The sequence below is a fragment of the Pseudomonas synxantha genome (assembly GCF_900105675.1).
Classification (GTDB): domain Bacteria; phylum Pseudomonadota; class Gammaproteobacteria; order Pseudomonadales; family Pseudomonadaceae; genus Aquipseudomonas; species Aquipseudomonas synxantha.
On the sequence record NZ_LT629786.1, the window covers coordinates 389,514 to 409,314 of the forward strand.

General features: G+C 60.4%; 22 protein-coding genes. 9 read left to right on the forward strand and 13 right to left on the reverse strand.

The genetic code is table 11. From position 1 onward, the window contains the following. Positions 1-58: 58 nt before the first annotated feature. From BLU48_RS01835 to BLU48_RS01850, 4 genes are all read right to left on the reverse strand, one after another. Entirely contained in the window at positions 59-736 is a 678-nt protein-coding gene (locus BLU48_RS01835; protein WP_046069286.1) for a response regulator transcription factor, read from the reverse strand. 7 nt (positions 737-743) lie between these two features. Beyond that, positions 744-1,151, reverse strand: a complete 408-nt coding sequence (locus BLU48_RS01840) for a hypothetical protein (RefSeq protein WP_057023814.1) — start codon at positions 1,149-1,151, stop codon at positions 744-746. A gap of 106 nt (positions 1,152-1,257) precedes the next feature. Then, positions 1,258-1,557 carry a YciI family protein gene (locus tag BLU48_RS01845; protein ID WP_057023815.1) on the reverse strand — a complete coding sequence of 100 codons (300 nt, stop codon included), beginning with the start codon at positions 1,555-1,557 and terminating at the stop codon, positions 1,258-1,260. 1 nt (position 1,558) lies between these two features. After that, positions 1,559-2,155 carry a septation protein A gene (locus tag BLU48_RS01850; protein ID WP_005790819.1) on the reverse strand — a complete coding sequence of 199 codons (597 nt, stop codon included), beginning with the start codon at positions 2,153-2,155 and terminating at the stop codon, positions 1,559-1,561. 87 nt (positions 2,156-2,242) lie between these two features. Here BLU48_RS01850 and BLU48_RS01855 point away from each other — a divergent pair, with 87 nt between their 5' ends. The 6 genes from BLU48_RS01855 to rluB all read left to right on the forward strand — a co-directional run bounded on the left by BLU48_RS01855 (position 2,243) and on the right by rluB (position 7,191). Continuing rightward, the gene (locus BLU48_RS01855) at positions 2,243-3,106 is read left to right on the forward strand and encodes a PHP domain-containing protein (RefSeq protein ID WP_057023816.1); all 864 of its coding nucleotides are present in this window, start codon (positions 2,243-2,245) and stop codon (positions 3,104-3,106) included. Positions 3,107-3,119: 13 nt separating this feature from the next. After that, the gene (locus BLU48_RS01860; RefSeq protein WP_034115727.1) at positions 3,120-3,749 is read left to right on the forward strand and encodes an L-threonylcarbamoyladenylate synthase; all 630 of its coding nucleotides are present in this window, start codon (positions 3,120-3,122) and stop codon (positions 3,747-3,749) included. Between the two features lie 120 nt (positions 3,750-3,869). Continuing rightward, the gene (locus BLU48_RS01865) at positions 3,870-4,568 is read left to right on the forward strand and encodes a segregation and condensation protein A (protein WP_172833438.1); all 699 of its coding nucleotides are present in this window, start codon (positions 3,870-3,872) and stop codon (positions 4,566-4,568) included. A 12-nt stretch (positions 4,569-4,580) separates the two neighbouring features. Continuing rightward, the gene (scpB, locus tag BLU48_RS01870) at positions 4,581-5,495 is read left to right on the forward strand and encodes an SMC-Scp complex subunit ScpB (RefSeq protein WP_057023817.1); all 915 of its coding nucleotides are present in this window, start codon (positions 4,581-4,583) and stop codon (positions 5,493-5,495) included. A 136-nt stretch (positions 5,496-5,631) separates the two neighbouring features. Continuing rightward, positions 5,632-5,823, forward strand: a complete 192-nt coding sequence (locus BLU48_RS01875) for a DUF1289 domain-containing protein (RefSeq protein ID WP_005790815.1) — start codon at positions 5,632-5,634, stop codon at positions 5,821-5,823. Positions 5,824-5,967: 144 nt separating this feature from the next. Then, the gene (gene rluB, locus BLU48_RS01880) at positions 5,968-7,191 is read left to right on the forward strand and encodes a 23S rRNA pseudouridine(2605) synthase RluB (protein ID WP_057013687.1); all 1,224 of its coding nucleotides are present in this window, start codon (positions 5,968-5,970) and stop codon (positions 7,189-7,191) included. A 144-nt stretch (positions 7,192-7,335) separates the two neighbouring features. On the opposite strand, the gene BLU48_RS01885 is transcribed toward rluB, so the two are convergent. Together BLU48_RS01885 and BLU48_RS31955 are read right to left on the reverse strand one after the other, a co-directional pair. Continuing rightward, positions 7,336-8,295 carry a M29 family metallopeptidase gene (locus tag BLU48_RS01885; protein WP_057023818.1) on the reverse strand — a complete coding sequence of 320 codons (960 nt, stop codon included), beginning with the start codon at positions 8,293-8,295 and terminating at the stop codon, positions 7,336-7,338. A 72-nt stretch (positions 8,296-8,367) separates the two neighbouring features. Then, positions 8,368-8,505 (reverse strand): hypothetical protein, encoded by a 138-nt coding sequence (locus BLU48_RS31955; protein WP_003237751.1) that lies wholly within the window; start codon positions 8,503-8,505, stop codon positions 8,368-8,370. Between the two features lie 647 nt (positions 8,506-9,152). Here BLU48_RS31955 and BLU48_RS01895 point away from each other — a divergent pair. Both BLU48_RS01895 and arfB read left to right on the forward strand, forming a co-directional pair. Further along, a complete protein-coding gene (locus tag BLU48_RS01895) occupies positions 9,153-10,574 on the forward strand; it encodes an amino acid permease (RefSeq protein WP_057023820.1) in 1,422 nt (473 codons plus the stop codon). Positions 10,575-10,684: 110 nt separating this feature from the next. Beyond that, positions 10,685-11,098, forward strand: a complete 414-nt coding sequence (gene arfB, locus BLU48_RS01900; RefSeq protein ID WP_057013684.1) for an alternative ribosome rescue aminoacyl-tRNA hydrolase ArfB — start codon at positions 10,685-10,687, stop codon at positions 11,096-11,098. Here arfB and BLU48_RS01905 read toward each other — a convergent pair. The 4 genes from BLU48_RS01905 to BLU48_RS01915 form a co-directional block, all read right to left on the reverse strand. Continuing rightward, positions 11,095-12,291, reverse strand: a complete 1,197-nt coding sequence (locus BLU48_RS01905) for an MFS transporter (protein WP_057023821.1) — start codon at positions 12,289-12,291, stop codon at positions 11,095-11,097. The genes arfB and BLU48_RS01905 overlap by 4 nt on opposite strands. Before the next feature lie 103 nt (positions 12,292-12,394). After that, entirely contained in the window at positions 12,395-12,577 is a 183-nt protein-coding gene (locus BLU48_RS01910) for a hypothetical protein (RefSeq protein ID WP_057023822.1), read from the reverse strand. 74 nt (positions 12,578-12,651) lie between these two features. Continuing rightward, positions 12,652-12,780, reverse strand: a complete 129-nt coding sequence (locus BLU48_RS32480; RefSeq protein WP_255320444.1) for a hypothetical protein — start codon at positions 12,778-12,780, stop codon at positions 12,652-12,654. Between the two features lie 160 nt (positions 12,781-12,940). Further along, on the reverse strand, positions 12,941-13,252 hold the full coding sequence (locus BLU48_RS01915; RefSeq protein WP_057023824.1) for an Mpo1-like protein: 312 nt from the start codon (positions 13,250-13,252) through the stop codon (positions 12,941-12,943). A 161-nt stretch (positions 13,253-13,413) separates the two neighbouring features. Here BLU48_RS01915 and BLU48_RS01920 point away from each other — a divergent pair, with 161 nt between their 5' ends. Continuing rightward, complete coding sequence (locus tag BLU48_RS01920) at positions 13,414-14,472, forward strand: AraC family transcriptional regulator (protein ID WP_057023825.1); 1,059 nt, start codon at positions 13,414-13,416, stop codon at positions 14,470-14,472. Here the strand turns inward: BLU48_RS01920 and BLU48_RS01925 are convergent. The 3 genes from BLU48_RS01925 to BLU48_RS01935 all read right to left on the reverse strand — a co-directional run bounded on the left by BLU48_RS01925 (position 14,429) and on the right by BLU48_RS01935 (position 19,645). Beyond that, on the reverse strand, positions 14,429-15,883 hold the full coding sequence (locus BLU48_RS01925) for a TrkH family potassium uptake protein (protein WP_057013678.1): 1,455 nt from the start codon (positions 15,881-15,883) through the stop codon (positions 14,429-14,431). The two genes, BLU48_RS01920 and BLU48_RS01925, sit on opposite strands and share 44 nt — an antisense overlap. A 246-nt stretch (positions 15,884-16,129) precedes the next feature. Continuing rightward, positions 16,130-17,467: an imelysin family protein gene (locus BLU48_RS01930; RefSeq protein ID WP_057013677.1), complete on the reverse strand. Its 1,338-nt coding sequence runs from the start codon at positions 17,465-17,467 to the stop codon at positions 16,130-16,132. 126 nt (positions 17,468-17,593) lie between these two features. Beyond that, the gene (locus tag BLU48_RS01935; RefSeq protein WP_057023826.1) at positions 17,594-19,645 is read right to left on the reverse strand and encodes a putative bifunctional diguanylate cyclase/phosphodiesterase; all 2,052 of its coding nucleotides are present in this window, start codon (positions 19,643-19,645) and stop codon (positions 17,594-17,596) included. Positions 19,646-19,801 lie beyond the last annotated feature (156 nt).

The following is a 19,801-nucleotide window of genomic DNA, read 5'->3' on the forward strand; positions in this document are numbered from 1 at the left end:
TTAGGGAGATCAAGGTCAGCCGCCGTCAGCAGAGGGTAAAGATTTGGTAAGGCTGCCTCTAGAGGCTGTAGTAGTACCCGCGACTGCGCAACGCGACGATGCGTGGCCGACCATCCGGGTGCGGGCCGATTTTCTTGCGCAGGTTGCTGACGTGCATGTCCAGGCTGCGATCGTAGAGTGTCAGCTTGCGGCCCAGGGCGATCTGCGCCAGTTCCTGTTTGTCCAGAGGCTCGCCGGGTTGGCGCAACAGGGCTTCGAGCAGGCGACTTTCGGAAACAGTGAGGGTGAATTCCTGCTCATCGATACTGACTACGCCGCGCACCGGGCTGAAGCACAGGTCGCCCAGTTCCAGCTGGGTCGACACCGCGGCCGGGTGGCTGCGGCGCAATACCGCGCGCAGGCGCGCCGTCAATTCGCGTGGATCGCAGGGCTTGGCCAGGTAGTCGTCGGCCCCCAGCTCCAGGCCGAGGATGCGGTCCAGGGGTTCGCCCCGGGCCGAGAGCATCAGCACCGGCAACTCCGGGTGGTCGTTGCGCAATTGCTTGAGCAGTTCCAGGCCGCTGCCGTCGGGCAGCATCACATCGAGCACCACCGCCGCCGGGGCGGCCTCGGCCAATGCTCTGCGGGCGCTCAAGCCGTCGTGGCAGGCGCGCACCTGGAAGCCTTCCTGGCTCAACCAACTGGTCAGCAGCTCACAGAGCTCCTGGTCATCATCTATCAGTAACAGCTCGCTCATGACTCACTCAATTTAGCCATTGTCGACGGCGACGATGCCCACCGCTGGCGAAGATCCCACACAATAGGGCGATCAGCGCGACGGCCGCGCCGATGACGAACCACTGCTGCTGTTCGGTCAGCCAGCGGGTCAAGGCGCCGCCCTGTGTCTCTTTGAGTTGCTGGGCCAGGCGTTGGTTCTCTTGGCGCAAACGACTCAGTTGGACGCTTTCGCGGGCAGCGTCTGCGCTTTGCAGTTGCTTGCCCAGTGCTTCACGCTGGCGTTCGCTTTCTTTCAAACGTTGCTGCAACTCGGTGACCTGGGCGTCGGCACTCAAGGACAAGGGCGCGGAACCGCCGCTGTACGAGGGCTCTTCAGCGTGGGCCGTAGCCCCGATCGTTAACACTGCCAACAGACACAACTGACGTAAGCGCATCGGAACTCCTGATTCCACACGAATATTCAGAACGTTGTCGGCAGGTCACCGGGAATAATGAGCCATTGGCAGTGCGCCGAATCGATTTGGTTCGGCGCCGCCGGGCTCAAGGCAGGACTTGCTTGAACGGCTTGATCACGACTTCGGCGTACACGCCGGCCGCGACATAAGGGTCTGCCTTGGCCCAGGCCTGGGCGTCGGCCAGGGAGGCGAACTCGGCGACGATCAAGCTACCGGTGAAACCGGCTTCGCCCGGGTCATTGCTGTCTACCGCAGGATGCGGCCCAGCCAGTACGATCCGGCCTTCGGCCTGCAGTTGTTTGAGGCGCTCGACATGGGCCGGGCGCACGCTCAGGCGTTTTTCCAGCGAGTTGGCGGCGTCAGTGGCAATGATGGCGTAGAGCATGTCAGTCCTCGGTTTTCGGCGTGGTAGGGGCGGTGTCATGCAGGTGACGCGACAGGTAGATACCCTGGCCGATCAGGAACAATACGGTCATGCCGAGGCTGCCGAACACTTTGAAGTCGACCCAGTAGTCCTGGAAGGTGAATGCCACGAACAGGTTGGCGGCACCGCAGAACAGGAAAAACACGATCCAGGCCACGTTCAGGCGCACCCATACCGGTTCCGGCAAGGTCAGCGCATGGCCCATGATGCGCTTGATCAGCAGGCGGTCACCGATAAAGTGACTGCCGATAAACACCAGCGCGAACAGCCAGTTGACCACCGGGGCTTTCCATTTAAGGAAGGTTTCGCTGTGGAACGCCAGGGTCAGGCCGCCGAAGACCAGGCAGGCGATGAGCGTGAGCCATTGGCTTTTTTCCAGCTTGCGCTGGGAGATGAAGATGGCGCCGTAGACCACGATGGAACTGATGATCAGTACCGCGGTGGCGCTGTAGATGCCGCCGAACGACAGCTCGTGACCGGCGATTTCGATGACCCTGGGGTCGAGTTTGGTAACGATGAAAAACAGCAACAGCGGGATGAAGTCGATGAATTGTTTCACAGTAAGAGCCAGAAGCTGGATGTGGCGGCATAATAACAAACATCCTTGGTTGCGATAGCGCCAGCTGACTTGAGGTTACATACCCACGTGAATGTTGATTTGCACTGCCACAGCACGGCCTCCGACGGCGCCCTGGCGCCCGCGGTACTGGTTGCGCGGGCGTTTGAAAAAGGCGTGCGAGTCCTGTCGTTGACCGACCATGACACCCTCGAGGGCCTCGATGAAGCCCGTGACGCCGCCCATTCCCTGGGCATGCAGTTGGTCAACGGCGTGGAGTTGTCGTGCACCTGGGGCGGTGCCACCATCCATGTGCTCGGCTACGGCTTCGACCAGCATGCCCCACCCCTGGTGGCCGCCATCGCCCAATTGCACGATGGCCGCTGGCTGCGGTCCGAAGAAATAAGCCGCAAGCTCAGCCTCAAAGGCATGCCCGGTGCCCTGGACGGTGCGCGCACTATCCAGCAGGAGCTGGGCGACAGTGGCAACGCACCGGCCCGTCCGCACTTTGCCGACTGGATGGTGCGTGAAGGCTATGTCAAGGATCGCGCCGAGGCCTTTCGCAAATGGCTGGGCGCCGGCAAGTTAGGCGATGTGAAGCTGCATTGGCCGACCCTTGAAGACACCGTCGAGACCCTGCGGGCCTCCGGGGCCTGGGTCAGCCTGGCGCATCCCTGGCATTACGATTTCACCCGCAGCAAGCGTCGCAAGCTGATCAGCGACTATATTGGAGCGGGCGGCCACGCGATCGAAGTGGTCAACGGGTATCAACCTGCCGAACAGGTCGGCAGCCTGGCGATTCTTGCCCGCGAATTTGGTCTGCTGGTCAGTGCCGGCAGTGATTTCCATGGCCCAGGCGGCTGGTCCGAGATTGGCGAGTATCGCCAGGTCCCGGAAGATCTGCCGCTGTTGTGGGGGCGATTCAAGCATGACCCCATTATTGCCACCGTCTGAACAGGTAGAACACGTGAGTCAATTCTTCCAGATTCATCCGGAAAACCCGCAAGCGCGCCTGATCAAGCAGGCCGTAGAGATCATCCGCGCTGGCGGCGTGGTGATCTACCCGACTGATTCGTCCTATGCCATTGGTTGCCAGATCGGCGACAAGGGCGCGGTCGAACGCGTAAGGCGCCTGCGCCAACTGGATGACAAGCACAACTTTGCGCTGATCTGCAGCGACTTGTCCCAACTGGGGCTGTTTGCCAAGGTCGATACCGGCACCTTCCGCCTGCTCAAGGCCCACACGCCGGGGCCCTACACCTTTATTCTCAACGCCACCCGCGAAGTGCCGCGCCTGTTGCTGCACCCGAAGAAACGCACCATCGGCCTGCGTGTGCCGGAGCATCCGATAGCCCTGGCTTTGTTGGCCGAGCTGGGTGAACCGTTGATGAGCGTGTCGTTGATCCTGCCGGGTGAAACCGAGCCGCTGTATGACCCTTACGAAATGCGCCGCCTGCTGGAAAAACATGTCGACCTGATCATCGACGGCGGTTATGGCGGCAACAAGGCTTCCACGGTGATCAACCTCGCCGATGGCGAACCGGAGGTGGTGCGCGTGGGTTGCGGCGACCCGACCCCGTTCATGGTCGAGGCCTGAGTGTCGGCCGTGGAAACCGCTGACCCCCAGGCCGGCGCCCAGCAGGAACTGCCGTTTGCCATGGTGTATGGCCAGGCGGTCATGGAAATGCCCCTGGACCTGTATATCCCGCCGGATGCCCTGGAGGTGTTCCTCGAAGCCTTCGAAGGCCCGCTGGACTTGCTGCTGTACCTGATCCGCAAGCAGAACATCAATATCCTCGACATCCCGGTGGCGGAAATCACGCGCCAGTACATGGGTTATGTCGAGCTGATGCAGTCGGTGCGCCTGGAGTTGGCTGCCGAGTACCTGGTGATGGCCGCCATGCTCGCCGAGATCAAGTCGCGCATGCTGCTGCCGCGCTCGGAAACGGTGGAAGCCGAAGAGGATGACCCGCGCGCCGAGCTGATCCGCCGCCTGCAGGAATACGAGCGCTTCAAGGCCGCTGCCGAAGGCATCGACAACCTGAGCCGTGTGGGCCGCGATGTGGTGGTGCCCAAACTCGATGCGCCCGAAGCGCGTGCGCGTAAACTGCTGCCGGATGTGAGCCTGGAAGAACTGCTGATGTCCATGGCCGAAGTGCTACGCCGTGGCGATATGTTCGAAAGCCACCAGGTCAGCCGTGAAGCCCTGTCCACTCGCGAGCGTATGAGCGATGTACTGGAACGTCTCAAGGGCGGTGGGTTTGTGCCGTTTGTCGAGCTGTTCACTGCCGAAGAAGGGCGACTTGGGGTGGTGGTGACCTTTATGGCGATCCTCGAGCTGGTCAAGGAGTCCTTGGTGGAGCTGGTCCAGAATGAGCCTTTTGCGGCTATCCACGTGCGGGCGCGAGCCGAATAACGAGCTGAATCGATGAATCTGACTGAACCCCGCGAACTGGCACCCTTGCTGGAGGCCTTTCTCCTGGCCTCGGGCAAACCGCAATCCCTGGAGCGCCTGTTCGAACTCTTTGAAGAAGCCGAACGCCCGGAGCCGCCGGTCTTCAAGAAAGCCCTGGAGATCCTGCGCAAGTCCTGCGACGGCCGTGCCTTTGAACTGCGCGAAGTGGCGTCGGGTTACCGCCTGCAGATCCGCGAGAAATTTTCGCCGTGGGTCGGCCGCTTGTGGGAAGAGCGCCCGCAACGTTATTCCCGGGCAATGTTGGAGACCATGGCGCTGATCGCCTATCGCCAACCGATCACCCGGGGCGAAATCGAAGACGTGCGTGGCGTAGCGGTCAACAGTCATATCGTCAAGACCCTGCTGGAGCGCGAGTGGATCCGCATCGTCGGCTACCGTGATGTGCCGGGTAAACCGGCGATGTTCGCCACCACCAAGGTGTTCCTCGACCACTTCAACCTGAAAAACCTCGACGACCTGCCGCCCCTGGCCGAACTGCGCGAAATGGAAGCAGAGCCGGTGCTCGACTTCGACGACGCGCCGGTGCCGGCCAGCCTGCAGGAACTGGCCGACGCCAGTGCCGAGCCGGAGGAGCCAAAGGACGAGACCAGTTTCCATACGCTGTTGTTGGAGCTGGACGATATGGAGCAGGGGATCAAGACCGACTTTGACGATTTATTGCGCGATGCTGCCGACGAGCCGCAGACCGAGGTGAACGTTGAACCCGAGCCCGAAGTCGAAGAAGACATCCTCGGCGTCGCCGATGCCCGGGAAAAGCTCCTGGCCGCCGTCGCCGCCCTCGAACAACCGCCGCTGAGCGACGAAGAGGACGAAGCCCGAGCACTGGCAGAGGCCATCGAAAACGAACGCCGCCAACTCGAAGACTGATGCTGATTTAGTGTGGGAGGGGGCTTGCTGCCGATGGCGGTGTATCAGCAACATATGCAACAACTGACCCACCGCTATCGGGAGCAAGCCCCCTCCCACATTGGATCTCCATTGTCTGGATGGTCTGGGAGAAAAAATGAGTTCAACCAAAGACCCGTGCATCAGCATCTGCAAATTCAGCGACGACATCTGCGTCGGCTGCGGTCGCAGCAAGCGTGAAATCCGCGCCTGGAAGAAACTCGACAAAGTCGACAAGCGCACGGTTCTCGCCGAAGCCGAGCTGCGGTTGTTGGCCCTCGGCGCCACCGGTCGGCGGAAAAGCAAATGACTTGGGCTTTATCGACTAGTCTGTGATGCGCAACACGCGCCATGCGCGTATGATTCGCGACCCCTTGGCGACCTATTCGCCCAAGGCCCCGCTTTCAATACCCTTCAGGCCACGCCTGAATCGACCCACCGGGAGGTGCTTACGATGAATGACCAAGACCAGAACGACAGCCAGGAAATCGGCCCAGCAGGCGAAAAGCTGCAAAAGGTGCTGGCGCGTATCGGCGTGGGCTCGCGCCGCGACGTTGAAGCCTGGATCACCCAGAAGCGCATCAAGGTCAACGGCGTCGAGGCCACCCTCGGCCAGCGCGTCGACCTGCACGATGCAATCACCATCGATGGCAAGGTGATCAAGCGTGAAGAGGCTGCCGAATCGGTGCGCCGCGTGATCATGTACAACAAGCCCGATGGCGAGATCTGCACCCGTGACGACCCGGAAGGCCGTCCGACCGTGTTCGACAAGATGCCAAAGCCTAAAGAAGGCCGCTGGATCAACATCGGTCGCCTGGACATCAACACCACCGGCTTGCTGATGTTCACCACCGACGGTGAACTGGCTAACCGCCTGATGCATCCGTCCTACGAGATGGACCGTGAATACGCTGTGCGTGTACGCGGTGAAGTCGATGACGAGATGATCGAACGCCTCAAGGCCGGCGTGGTGCTGGAAGACGGCCCTGCCAAGTTCACCGATATCAAGCAGGCTCCAGGCGGTGAAGGTTTCAACCATTGGTACCACTGCGTGGTGATGGAAGGCCGCAACCGTGAAGTGCGTCGCCTGTGGGAATCCCAGGGCTTGGTGGTCAGCCGCTTGAAACGCGTGCGTTTCGGCCCGGTGTTCCTGAATTCCGACCTGCCGATGGGCCGCTGGCGCGAAATGAGCCAGTACGAAGTCGACATCCTCAGCGCCGAAGTCGGCCTGACGCCGGTCGCGATGCCGCAGATGAATGCCAAGAGCAAGGACAAGCTTGAGCGTATGCAGCGTAAATCCTCGCGCCCAGTAGCGCGTACCGAGCGCGTGGCCCGTACCCTGCGCCCGGCGCTGAATGCACCGGCCACGGGCGGTCGTATCTCCCGTGAGCCGCAGATCGAAGGTGAGCGTCGCCCTACCGCACCGTCCCGTCAGGAAGGTGAGCGTGCTCCCCGCACACCACGTCCTGCTCGTGGCGAAGCGCCAAGCGGTGGTCGCAGCAACCGTGGTGAAGCGGATCGCCCGGCCGACAGCGCCAGTACCAAGCGTCCAGCCAAGCCAGCGGCGAACAAACGCCCTGGCCCGAAACTGGTAGCCGATGAGCCATCGGGCAAGCGCCGTGGCGCACCGGCAGGCTCCGGTCAGCGTCCTGGTTTTGGTCGCAAGAAGCCGCAGTGATCTAAGGTTGCAATGCAATCAACTGTGGGAGGGGGCTTGCTCCCGATAGCGGTGTATCAGTCACGGATGTGATGACTGACATAATGCTATCGGGGGCAAGCCCCCTCCCACATTTGGATCTTCATTAGATTTGAAATGGGGCGCTCAGAAAGCAAAAGTCCCATCAAACACCGGCTTGTCATCCAGCGCCAGTACCCCACTGGCAAAGATCAAATCCAGGTGATGGCTGCCTTTCTGCCCGCCGCCCAGGCCCAGGTGCAACCCGCAATGGCGCTCCTCGAACCCGGCGTTGCGCGCATACAGATCCTTGACCCCTTCATTGGTGCCAATGCCCAACTCCTCCACGCGACGGTTGGACGGGTTGGCATTCAGGTATTTGTTGAAGTCATCCGCCAGCCCCGGCACGTCGCTGGCCACGCTGCAAATGGTCGAATTTTCGATCCACAATTCCAGCGGTGATTGCAGCACGCCGTATTTGCGCGCAAACGGAATGGTGCTGAGGAAGGTGCCGACAAACCGCACCTGGCCGTTGATGGCTTCGCTGTGGGTGGCAATTTCACCGGGGGCCAGGTCATGGTTGCCGACGCCGTTGATATTGGTCCACTTCTTGATGCTGCTCATCGGCGCTTCCAGGCGCGAGCCATGCTTGTCGGTGAAGCTCAGTACATTGGCCTGGGACATGCGTCGGATCAGCGTGGCGTTAAGGTCGGCGATGCGCTGCGGCTCGACGCTGAAAGTGTCGTAGAAGTAATCACCATAATCCTTGAATAGCAGGGATTTCTTCCAGTGCTCGGCCATCACGCCGTGCAGGGCTCGGATAAAGTCAGGGCCTTCAGCGCGTGGATTGGGCAGGGTCGAGGAGTCGTAGAGAAACAGGTACAGGTCGCAGGCTTCGATGGCTTTGACCAGAGTGTCGCTGGGTGCCAGGTCCAGGCGTTGCAGCTGGAAGTTGAAGCGCGCGGCGCTACCGTGGGTGATTGCCTGGGCGATGGCGTCGTAGCGCTCGGTATGGCCCAGCAGCACGGTGGGACGATGCAGGCCGCTGAGGGCCGGGTGGTGTGCGAGGTAGTAGAGAAAGTGTTCGACGGCGCGGGCCTTGTCCATGACGTGTGTCCTTCTGTGCCTGGGTAAGGGGGCAGGTGCCGTGCACAGCACCTGCCGGATGCCTGCCGGGTATTAGAAAGGCCACATCGCGGTGCCGAAAGGCACAACGGCATCGGCTTGCATCATTTCAACGGCGGCCTCATGGGTCGGCGCTTCAAACCAATCGTCGAGTTGCAGTTCGGTTTCCAGGTCTTTTTCCAGTGCTTGCATGGTGTATCTCCTAGAGGACGTTGTTTGAGAACGGCTTGCCAGCGGGCTTCGCGGGCAAGTGCAAAGAACCTAGAAGAGTGTGTTTCAGAATGCAAAAAATTTATTGACACGGTTTCATTTGGATTTTTTCTTCTGTTTTTTTGCGGATTTTTTTATTCAAGCAAAACAGTGAATTGGCTGAACCGATTCTGCGGAAAATTCTCACCGACAATTTTCTGGTAGCTGACGGTAAAAGCCGGCTGTAACGTAGATTTTCCATTATGTAACGATAAGTTTACGAGTTCGCCCTGCTAATTCAGCTTGTGCCCAACGCGTAAGGAATATCTGCCAGTTTGTCGCGGGCGCTTTGCAGGCTCGGCCTGAAGCCGTCGAGCGGTGTACAATGCGCCGTGTTTTACTGTGACCCCCCTTGCGTACCCACGCAAAAGGCCAAGACCCAGGGTTTGTTCGCCCTGATCACTCCGCCTGGCCACGAGCCGGACGGGTTCGATTTCGTCACAGATAAAAACAAACAGGTGACGCATGACCGTTAGAAAGACGCTGTACTCCTGGTGCCTGCGCTGGGGTTTGAGCGGCGCTGCTTGAGTCGGTAATTCAAGGCAGCAACCTGCATTCAACATCCTCAAACCTTGCGTGAGACCCTTTTCATGAGTGGACCCCATTCTTCTTCAGGCGAGCTGAAACGCGGCCTGAAAAACCGGCATATCCAGTTGATCGCCCTCGGGGGCGCCATCGGCACCGGCCTGTTCCTCGGCTCGGCCGGGGTGCTCAAGTCCGCCGGCCCGTCGATGATCCTGGGCTATGCCATCTGCGGCTTTATCGCCTTTATGATCATGCGCCAGCTCGGCGAAATGATCGTAGAAGAACCGGTCGCCGGTTCCTTCAGCCATTTTGCCCACAAGTACTGGGGTGGCTTCGCCGGCTTTTTGTCGGGCTGGAACTGCTGGATCCTGTATATCCTGGTGGGCATGTCGGAGCTGACGGCCGTGGGTAAGTACGTGCACTACTGGTGGCCGGAGATCCCGACCTGGGTGTCTGCGGCGGCCTTCTTCGTGCTGATCAACGTGATCAACCTGGCCAACGTCAAGGTTTTCGGTGAAGCCGAGTTCTGGTTCGCCATCATCAAGGTGGCGGCCATCGTCGGCATGATCGCCCTGGGCAGCTACCTGCTGGTCAGCGGCAGCGGCGGCCCGCAAGCCTCGGTCAGCAACCTGTGGGACCACGGCGGCTTCTTCCCCCATGGTGTCGGCGGTTTGGTGATGGCCATGGCGATCATCATGTTCTCCTTCGGCGGCCTGGAAATGCTCGGCTTTACCGCGGCCGAAGCCGACCAGCCTCGTACCGTGATCCCCAAGGCGATCAATCAGGTGATCTATCGCATCCTGATTTTCTACATCGGCGCCTTGGTGGTGCTGTTGTCGCTCACACCTTGGGACAGCCTGCTGGCGACCCTCAATGCGTCCGGCGATGCCTACAGCGGGAGCCCGTTCGTGCAGGTGTTCTCGATGCTGGGCAGCAACACCGCCGCGCATATCCTCAACTTCGTGGTGCTGACCGCAGCGTTGTCGGTGTACAACAGTGGCACCTACTGCAACAGCCGCATGCTGCTGGGCATGGCTGAGCAGGGCGATGCGCCCAAGGCCCTGGCGAAAATCGACAAGCGCGGCGTGCCGGTGCGTTCGATCCTGGCCTCGGCGGCGATCACCCTGGTGGCGGTGCTGATGAACTACCTGATGCCCCATGACGCGCTGGAATTGCTGATGTCCCTGGTGGTGGCCACGTTGGTGATCAACTGGGCGATGATCAGCTTCTCGCACTTCAAGTTCCGCCAGCACATGAACCGCACTGGCCAGGTGCCGCTGTTCAAGGCGCTGTGGTACCCGTATGGCAACTATGTGTGCCTGGCATTCGTGGTGTTTATCCTGGTGGTCATGCTGATGATCCCGGGGATTCAGATGTCTGTGTACGCGATCCCGGTCTGGGTGGCGTTCATGGGCGTTTGCTACTGGATCAAGAACAAGCGAAGGGGGCCACAACCCTTGGATATGGCCGCTCCTGCGGTGAAGTGATCTTCCAATGCTGTTGAGCAGACCCGGCCTTGCGCCGGGTTTGTTGTTTGAGAGGATGGGCAAGGTGCATTCGCGTATCCTGGGACTCCTTCTGGAGGACCTTGTTGCTCATGCTGGTGATTTCCAACAACGTACACTTGCCCGATGCCGAGATCGAGTTGACCGCCATTCGCGCCCAAGGTGCCGGCGGGCAGAACGTCAATAAGGTCTCGAGTGCGGTGCACCTACGCTTTGATATTCCCGCGTCGTCGTTGCCTGCGTTCTACAAGGAGCGCCTGCTGGCGTTGCGCGATAGCCGTATTACCAGCGAAGGCGTGCTGGTGCTCAAGGCCCAGCAATACCGTACCCAGGAACAGAACCGCGCCGATGCGCTGGAACGTTTGGTGGAGTTGATCCAGAGTGCCACCAAGGTCGAGAAAAAGCGTCGTCCGACCAAGCCAACCCTGGGCTCGAAGAAACGCCGCCTGGAGTCCAAGACCAAGCGCGGCAGCATCAAGGCGGGGCGCGGCAAGGTCGACTTCTAGGCGTCGCGTGTTTCGCGGGCCTTGGGCGCCTGGCGGTACAGGTAGAGGCTCAGCAGCAAGCCCGCTGCAGCGGCGAGGGCGGCGAACAGGAAGATCGACGCAAAGCCAAAACCTGCCGCCACGGCGCCAGCCAGCGGCCCGGTGATGCCCAGCGACAAGTCGATAAACAGCGAATAGGCGCCCACCGCCGAGCCACGGCTGGAGGCCGGCACCAGGTTGACCGCCTCCACCCCCAGCGCCGGGAACACCAGGGAAAAGCCGAAGCCACTCAACGCCGCACCTGCCAGTGCCAGCTGGGCATCTGGCGCCAGCCACAGCAGCAGCAGGCCGAGCACTTCCACAGACAGGCAGGCAATCGCAACCCGAAAGCCGCCAATGCGGTTGATCAAGTTGCCGAACAATAAGCGTGCGCCGATAAAGCTGGCGCCGAACAGGCTCAGGGCCCACACCGCGTTGTCCCAGTGCTGGGTGCTGTAGTACAGGGTGATAAAGGTGGCGATGGTGCCAAAGCCGATTGAGCCCAACGCCAGCGCGCAACCATGGGGTAGTACCCGGCCCAGCACATTCATGAACGGCAAGCGGACGCCAGGCACAATTGGCGCCGCTTGCTTTTTCCAGGCCAGCAGCACGCCCACTACCGCCAGCAGAATGATGCTGAAGCCCATGCTCCACAATCCGAAATGGCTGACCATCAGCACCCCCAGCGGTGCTCCGACCGCCAGCGCGCCGTAGCTGGCGATGCCGTTCCAGGAGATGACCTTGGCCGTATTCGCCGCACCGACGCGACCGATGCCCCAGCCAATCGCGCCCGAGCCCACCAGGCTTTCAGCGCTGCCCAGCACCAGTCTACCGATCAGCAGGCTGCCCAGGCTGAGCGCCGGCAGGCTGGAAAACCACGCTGCCAGCAGCATGAACACCCCGCTCAATCCGCAGCCCGCCAGGCCAATCAGCACGGCGCGCTTGCTGCCCAGGTTGTCGATAATCTTGCCGGCATAGGGACGGCTCAGCAGGGTGGCCAGGTATTGCACGCTGATCACCAGCCCGGCGATCACCGCGCCATAGCCCAATTGGCTATGGACGTAGCCCGGCAAGACGGCCAGGGGAATGCCGATATTCAGGTAGCCGATAAAGGTAAACAGCACGATGGATACGACTTGCAGCGTGACCGCCATGGGTCGCTGGGAATCTGGCATGGGAAGGGTCCACTGTCGCAGCAGGCAAAGATAGGCTGCTAATGATACCGGCGCGCAGGCCGGGCAGGGCGGGAAAAATGTAAAACGTCAGATCAACAACACATCAAGCCTGGGCAGGGGCCAACAGTTGAGTTGTTACCAGGGCCGCCAGGGCGTTTTCCTGGGTGCCGAAGCGCTTGAGCAATGCGGCCTGCTTGTCTGCACTGAGGCGGTTCCAGATTTCGACCATCTGCAAGGCAGCGTCGAGCACGGCGGCGTCCGGGGCATCGGGAAGGGTCGTGGTCATGATGAAGGTCTCGAGTGATTCAGGCAGTGTGGAAAGCGCTCAAAGGTGCGCTTTCCACACGGTCTGGTACGGCGTCAGTCCTGGCTTTCGCGGTCGACTGGTTTTGCTTCTTTGGCCTCAGGCTGCTTGTCGCTGGCCTGCTGCGGTGTTGGCTGCTCAGTTGGGTGCAGGCTTGGGAAGGGGAGATTAGGTATCTCGTGCATCGTCGTCGCTCCTCGCAAGGTCTGTTTTTTCAATCGCAGGTGATTCCGCGCTCTCAAAAAGCCTTGGCAGGATACAGCACCGTAAATGACAAAAAGACTTTTATCTCGGCGAATTCATATTTTTTCATGGTTCAAACGCAAGTGACATGAGGTCACACCCTTAGAACGGCACCTTGCCCAGGATCATGTCGCGGTACATCACAAAATCCCCCAACAAGCTGTAGAGCGGATGCTGGAAGGTCGCCGGGCGGTTCTTTTCGAAGAAAAAGTGGCCGATCCAGGCGAAGGTGTAGCCAGCGACGGGCAAGGCCAGCAAAAGAACCAGTGAGCCCCTGCCAATGGCATACGCAAGAATGCCGATCACCAAGGTGGTGCCGATAAAGTGCAGGCGCCGACAGGTGCTGTTGCCATGCTCGCTCAGGTAGTACGGGTAGAACTCGGCAAAACTGTTGAATTTCCTGACGTTTTCCACGACTGCCGGCCCTCGGGTTGTTATACCGCCCAACAGATGTTCGGCGGGAGCTTATTTGAGTCTAGAGTCATCGGAGGTAACGGCCAGTGACAATAGATGCCATTTTAGTATCCTTGGCTTCCTGGCTGCCGTTTGAGCCTGCTTTCCAATAAGAAGACGCCATGAGCGAACGAACAACTTCTGCAAGCTGGGCGATGGGGATAGTCAAGGCACTGGAAATGGACGGCCTGGATTGCCGTGCCTTGTTCAGGCAACTGGGCCTGGATTATGCGGCGCTGAATGACCCCGACGCGCGATTCCCTCAGGATGCCATGACTCGTCTGTGGCAGCGGGCGGTGGAATTGTCGGGCAACCCGGCGATTGGCCTGAACATGGGCAAGGTAGCGCGTCCTGCCTCGTTTCATGTCGCCGGTTATGCCTTGATGTCCAGCAACACCCTGGCCGAAGGCTTTATGCGACTGGTGCGCTACCAGCGCATCATCGCCGAAAGCGCTGACTTGAGCTTCCGACTCTTGCCCGAAGGCTATGCGCTGATTCTGACGGTTCATGGCGATCACCTGCCGCCGACCCGACAAAGCGCCGAAGCCTCGTTGGCGAGCGCCCTGGCCTTGTGTGGCTGGCTTACCGGTCGCACCCTGCAACCGCGCAAAGTGCTGCTGCAGGGCGATCAACCCGCGGACCTGGCGCCGTACAAACAGGCCTTTCATGCGCCTTTGCAATTCGATGCACCTTATGACGCGCTGATCTTCGAGCAAGCCGACATGGAGGCGCCACTGCCCACCGCCAACGAAGCCATGGCGCTGTTGCACGACCGCTTTGCCGGTGAATACCTGGCGCGTTTTTCCGAAAGTCGCGTGACCCACAAGGCACGGCAGGTGTTGTGCCGTCTGCTGCCCCAAGGCGAACCCAAGCGCGAAGCGGTGGCCCAGACGTTGCACCTGTCCCAGCGCACCTTGCAGCGGCGTCTGCAGGAAGAGGGCACCAGCTTCCAGGCTTTGCTCGATGACACCCGTCGCGAACTGGCCGAGCAATACCTGGCACAGCCGAACATGACCTTGCTGGAAATTGCCTACCTGCTGGGTTTTGCCGACCCGAGCAACTTTTTTCGCGCGTTTCGTCGCTGGTTTGATGCTACGCCCGGCGAATACCGGGCGCGGTTGCTGGCAATGTCGGCGGTCAGTGGCGCCAGAACGCCGGAATGCACAGCACAAACACGGTAATAATCTCCAGCCGGCCCAGCAGCATGCCCAGTGACAGGATCCACTTGGCCGCATCCGGCAGGGTGGAGAAGTTGCCGGCCGGGCCAATGGTTTCGCCAAGGCCCGGGCCGACGCCGGATACGGTACTGGCGGCGCCGGTCAGGGCAGTCATCCAGTCCACGCCCAGCAGTGACAAGGCCAGGGCGATGGTGCAGATGGTAATGGCGAAGAAAAACGAAAAGGTCAGGATCGAGCGCACAATTTCTTCGTCGAGGCGATGGCCGTTGTACTTTTGCTTGATCACTGCCCGTGGGTGAATCAGTTGGTTCAAGTTGGCCTTGAGCAGGATATAGGCGACCTGGAAACGAAAGATCTTGATGCCGCCCGCCGTGGAGCCCGAGCAGCCGCCGATAAAGCCCAGGTAGAAGAACAGCATCAGTGAGAAGTTACCCCAAAGGCTATAGTCCCCCAGCGCAAATCCGGTAGTCGTCATCACCGAAGTCACGTTCAGAGCCACATGGCGCAAGGCGTCTAGCCAATGCAGGTCGGTGGTCCACCAGTACCAGGTGCCGAGTACCAGCCAGGTCACGAACAACAGGCCGAGCAAGCCTTGTACCTGCTGGTCCTTGATCAGCGCCCTACGGTTGCCGCGCAATGTGGCCACATACAAGGCGAACGGCAAGCTGCCGAGGATCATCACCACCACGGCGACCCAGTGCACCGCCGGTTGTTTCCAGTGCGCCAGGGACTCATCCGACGTGGAAAACCCACCGGTGGAAATTGCCGACATCGCGTGGTTGATCGCATCGAACAAGCCCATGCCTGCCCACCAGAATGCCAGGCTGCCGAAGATGGTGATGCCCACATACGCCGCCACGATCAGCCGCGCCACCATGTGCGAGCGGGGCATGACCTTTTCCGAGCGGTCCGAGGATTCGGTCTGGAACAAGCGCATGCCACCAATGCGCAGCAGCGGCAGGATCGCCACCGCCATGCCGATAAAGCCGATACCGCCAAGCCAGTGCAACAGCGAACGCCACATCAGGATGCCCGGTGACATGCTGTCCAGGCCGCTCAATACCGTGGAGCCGGTGGCGGTGATGCCCGACATGCTTTCGAAGAACGAGTCGGTATAGCTGATGTGCTGGGTCAGCAAAAACGGCAGGGCGGCGAAGATGCACACCACCACCCAGCTGCTGACCGTCAGCAGATACATGTCCCGGGGACGCAGGTGCACGTGTTCGGGGCGACCGGGGATGACCAGGGCCAGCCCGGCGATAAAGGTGATCAGGCTGGCCCACAGGAACGAGGGCAGGTCGCTGGTGCGTTCGAAAATCACCAGGGTGGCCATCGGGATGACCATGGCGACCGCAAGGGTGATCAGGAAGATGCCGATGATGAAACCGATGATGCGTAGGGTCGGCAACGCCATGAAGTTCGCTCGGGTGGTTGGGCAGAGGCGCCATTCTACCTGCGGTGCAGGGCATGTAAACCAGAGTGCTTGAGGTTACACGGAGCAAAATGTGGGAGGGGGGCCCCCGATAGCGGTGGGTCAGTGAAGCATGTGGTTGCTGGTCCGCTGCTGTTCGGGAGCAAGCCCCTCCCACAGGGGATCTGCAGTGTTTGAAACAGGTATAAAAAAAGCGACCCGAAGGTCGCCTTTTCAACAGCGTACGGATCAGAACTCGTGATCAGCGCTGTCCGGGTTCAAGTCGCTGATGCCCAGCTTGCCCGCAGCGGCTTCGATCGAACCGGTCTGTTTGACCAGTGCGGCGATGGCGTCACGTACGATCTGGTTGCCCGCATCGTTGCCGGCGGCGATCAGTTGGTCGTAGTGCTCGCCTTTCTCGGCGTGGTCGACCATGACCTGGATTTTCGCTTCGGTCGCCGCCAGGTCAGCCTTGAGGGCCGAATCGGCTGCCGGGTCGGCCTTGGCCACCAGGGATGACAGGCTGGCACCGCTCATCTTGGTGCCGTCAACGCGAGTGTATTCGCCCAGGTAGACGTTACGGATGCCCTTGGCATCGTAGAAGTGCGAGTAGTGGGTGTTGTCGCTGAAGCAGTCCTGCTCGTCTTCCGGCGAGTTGGCTTCCAGGGATACCTTCATGCGCTCACCGGCCAGCTCGCCCAGGGACAGGCTGCCCATGCCGAACAGCATTTTGCGCAGGCCGTCGGTGGCAGGTTCCGACTCCAGAGTGGCGCGGTAGTTGTCTTCGACGTTGGGTTTCCAGTTGCCGACCATTTCTTCCAGGTCGCTGACCAGCAGTTGGGTCACGGCGCGCAGGTAAGTGCGGCGGCGCTCGTTATGACCGCCGGTTGCACCGTCACCGGTCAGGTAATCCGAGGCCGGACGGTTGCCCGCGCCAGGGCCGGTGCCGTTGAGGTCCTGGCCCCAGAGCAGGAATTCGATGGCGTGGTAGCCGGTGGCAACGTTGGCTTCGGAACCGCCCAGCTCATTGAGGCTGGCGAGTTTTTCCGGGGTGATGTCCTTGACGTCGACCTTGTCTTCGCCGACCTGGATCTCGTTATTGGCGATGATGTTGGCGTTGGCGCCTGGGTTACCCAGGGCGTGCTCGTAGGATTTATCGACATAGTCGATCAGCCCTTCGTCCAGGGGCCAGGCGTTCACCTGGCCTTCCCAGTCGTCGATGATGGTGTTGCCGAAGCGGAACACTTCGCTCTGCAGGTAAGGTACGCGGGCGGCGATCCAGGCGGTACGGGCCGCTTTGAGGGTTTCGTCGTTCGGGTTGGCGAGGAACGTATCGACTGCGGTCTGCAGGGTCTTGGCGGTGGATTCGGCATCGCTGTACACCGCAAACACCATGTCTGCGTAGTGCGCGACCACGGCTTTGGCAGCCGCTTCGTCGACCTGGCCTGCCGGGGCAGCTGCAGGTGCGGTAGCGCTGGCGGCTGCGGGAGCTTGAGGCGCGGCGGCCTTGTCTTTACCTTCGCCGCAGCCGGCGAGAGAAATGGCAATGGCCAGCAGACTGGCGGTGGCCAGGGGCATACGAATCATGGCGAACATCCTGCTTCGGTGGTGAATAGGGCGCGCGGGGAGCGCAAAAGCTGCGACATAATGCGAAAGATTTGCATTTTGTGTAAAGGCTTATGCGTGGGAAATATTCAGTATCGTTTTTCGCGGTCAGAGACTCACTGCGTTATTGCGCTCGGACTGTTTCAAATAAGCGGCCAACTCCCGTGCCGGCAGGGGTTTGCTGTAGTGATAGCCCTGGCCCTCATGGCAGCCCTCGGAGATGATGTAGGCCTCTTGCTCGGCGGTCTCCACGCCTTCGGCAATCACCTGCATGCCCAGGCTTTTGCCCAGTTGGATAATGGCGCGCACGATCGTGGCGTCGTCGTCGTCATCCTGAAGGTCCTGGACGAAGCTCTTGTCGATCTTGATCTTGTCCAGCGGCAGGCTTTTCAGATAGCTCAGGGATGAATAACCGGTGCCGAAGTCGTCGATGGCAATCAGCGCCCCGGAGCGGCGCAGGCTCAGCAGGTGCTGCGCGGCTGTGCTGATGTCTTCCATCAGGCCGGTCTCGGTCACTTCCAGCTCCAGGCTGCGTGGTGGCAGGCGGTAGATCTGCATCAGGTTGTTGACCACCCGCGGTAACTCGGTGTGGTGCAATTGCACGGTGGACAGGTTGACGGCCATGCGCAGTTCAGTGAAACCCAGGTCATGCCATTCGCGCAGTTGCCGGCACGCCTGGTCCAGCACCCATTCGCCAATCGGAATAATGGTGCCGTTTTGTTCCGCCAGCGGAATAAACAAATCCGGCGGTACCAGGCCGTGTTCAGGGTGGTGCCAGCGCAGCAGGGCTTCCACGCCGACCACTCGATGGTCGCGGTAGCTGATCTGCGGCTGGCACACCAAGTGGAACTGCTCACGGCCGAGGGCCTCGCGCAGGTCCTTTTCCAGTTCGCGGCGTCGGCGCATTTCGCTGTCGACACTGGCGATATAGAACTGATAGCGATTGCGCGAGCGGCTCTTGGCCAGGGTCATGGTCTGCTCCGCTTTTTGCAGCAGCTTCTCGGTAGTGTCCCCATCTTCCGGGAACAGCGTAATGCCGATGGTGGCGCGCAAGCGAATCAGGTCATGGTCGAGTGCGAATTCCGCTTCCAGGTCATCGAGAATGCTTTGCGCCAGTTCGGCGGCTTCGTAGGGCTGGTCGATATCGGCTTGTACCAGGGCGAACTGGTCGCCGCCCAGGCGGGCGAGCGTACCGAGGCGGCCGCTGTGGGCGCGCAAGCGGTCGGCCAGGGCCAGCAGCAGTTTGTCGCCGGCCTGGTAGGTAAATTGTTCATTGACGCTCTTGAAGTCATCGAGCCCCACGCACAGTACAGCTACACGTCGTTGCCGCCGGCCAGCGTCGGTGAGGATCTTGTCCAGTTGCTCCTGCAGCTTCTGGCGGTTTGGCAGGCCGGTGAGAAAGTCGTACTGGGCCATGCGCAACAGGCTCGACTCCGCTTCGTGGCGCAGGTGGGTATTGCGCTCGATGGATTCGAGCAACTGGTTGGCGGTATTTATCCACAGTCCCAGCTCGTTGCGTTCGTGCCCCTTGAGCTGAGGGATCTTGTGCTCGCTGGGGCGGTCGGGATTGATCGAGGTCAGATGCTCGATAATCCGTGACAGCGGCTTGGTCAGCAGCCAGTGATAGACCAGGTACAGCACCAGGCCCATGGCCAGCGCGCGCAGGACGCCGGAAATAAAGATGATCACCGAACTGACAATAAAGCCGTTGCCGTAGGTGGCCGTATCGAGAGTGATACTCAGATCGCCGTAATACTCGCTGTAAGGACCCTTGCCGACCAATGCAGTGGTGAATGTGCGTTCCTGGCCGAGAATCAGGTCGGTCAACCAACGGCTGGGGGACTGCTGCAAGGCGCGGCTTTTTTCCGCGAGCATGGTCTCGTTGGGGTGACCGATAGAAGCCATGCGCACCGCGTCGTCCTGGAACAGGCCCTCAATCACCTGCATGCCCATTTCGCGATCCAGGCTGTAGACGGCCTGGGTCGAGGGGTCGCGAAACATGTCGAGAATACGTTGGGCATCGCCGGCCACGGCCTGGCGTGTCTTGTAGGCATCGAAAACGATCTGCGCCACGCTCAGCGCCACGCCCACGATTAAGGCCGACAGCAGCGCAACCCGTAGCAACTTCACCGACAAGCTGTTCTTGAGTTCCAGCTTCAAAGGGGCATTCCTTGTCTCATGCGGGTGGCCTTCAATATGCCATGAGTATTGGCAATCTGATGATGGCAGTCAAAGGGACATTGGGGCCTGGGCTCAATTGAGGTTTTGGCTAGACAAACTTATAGAAGGGGAGGGGGCTCAAAGCCCGGCCAGGGG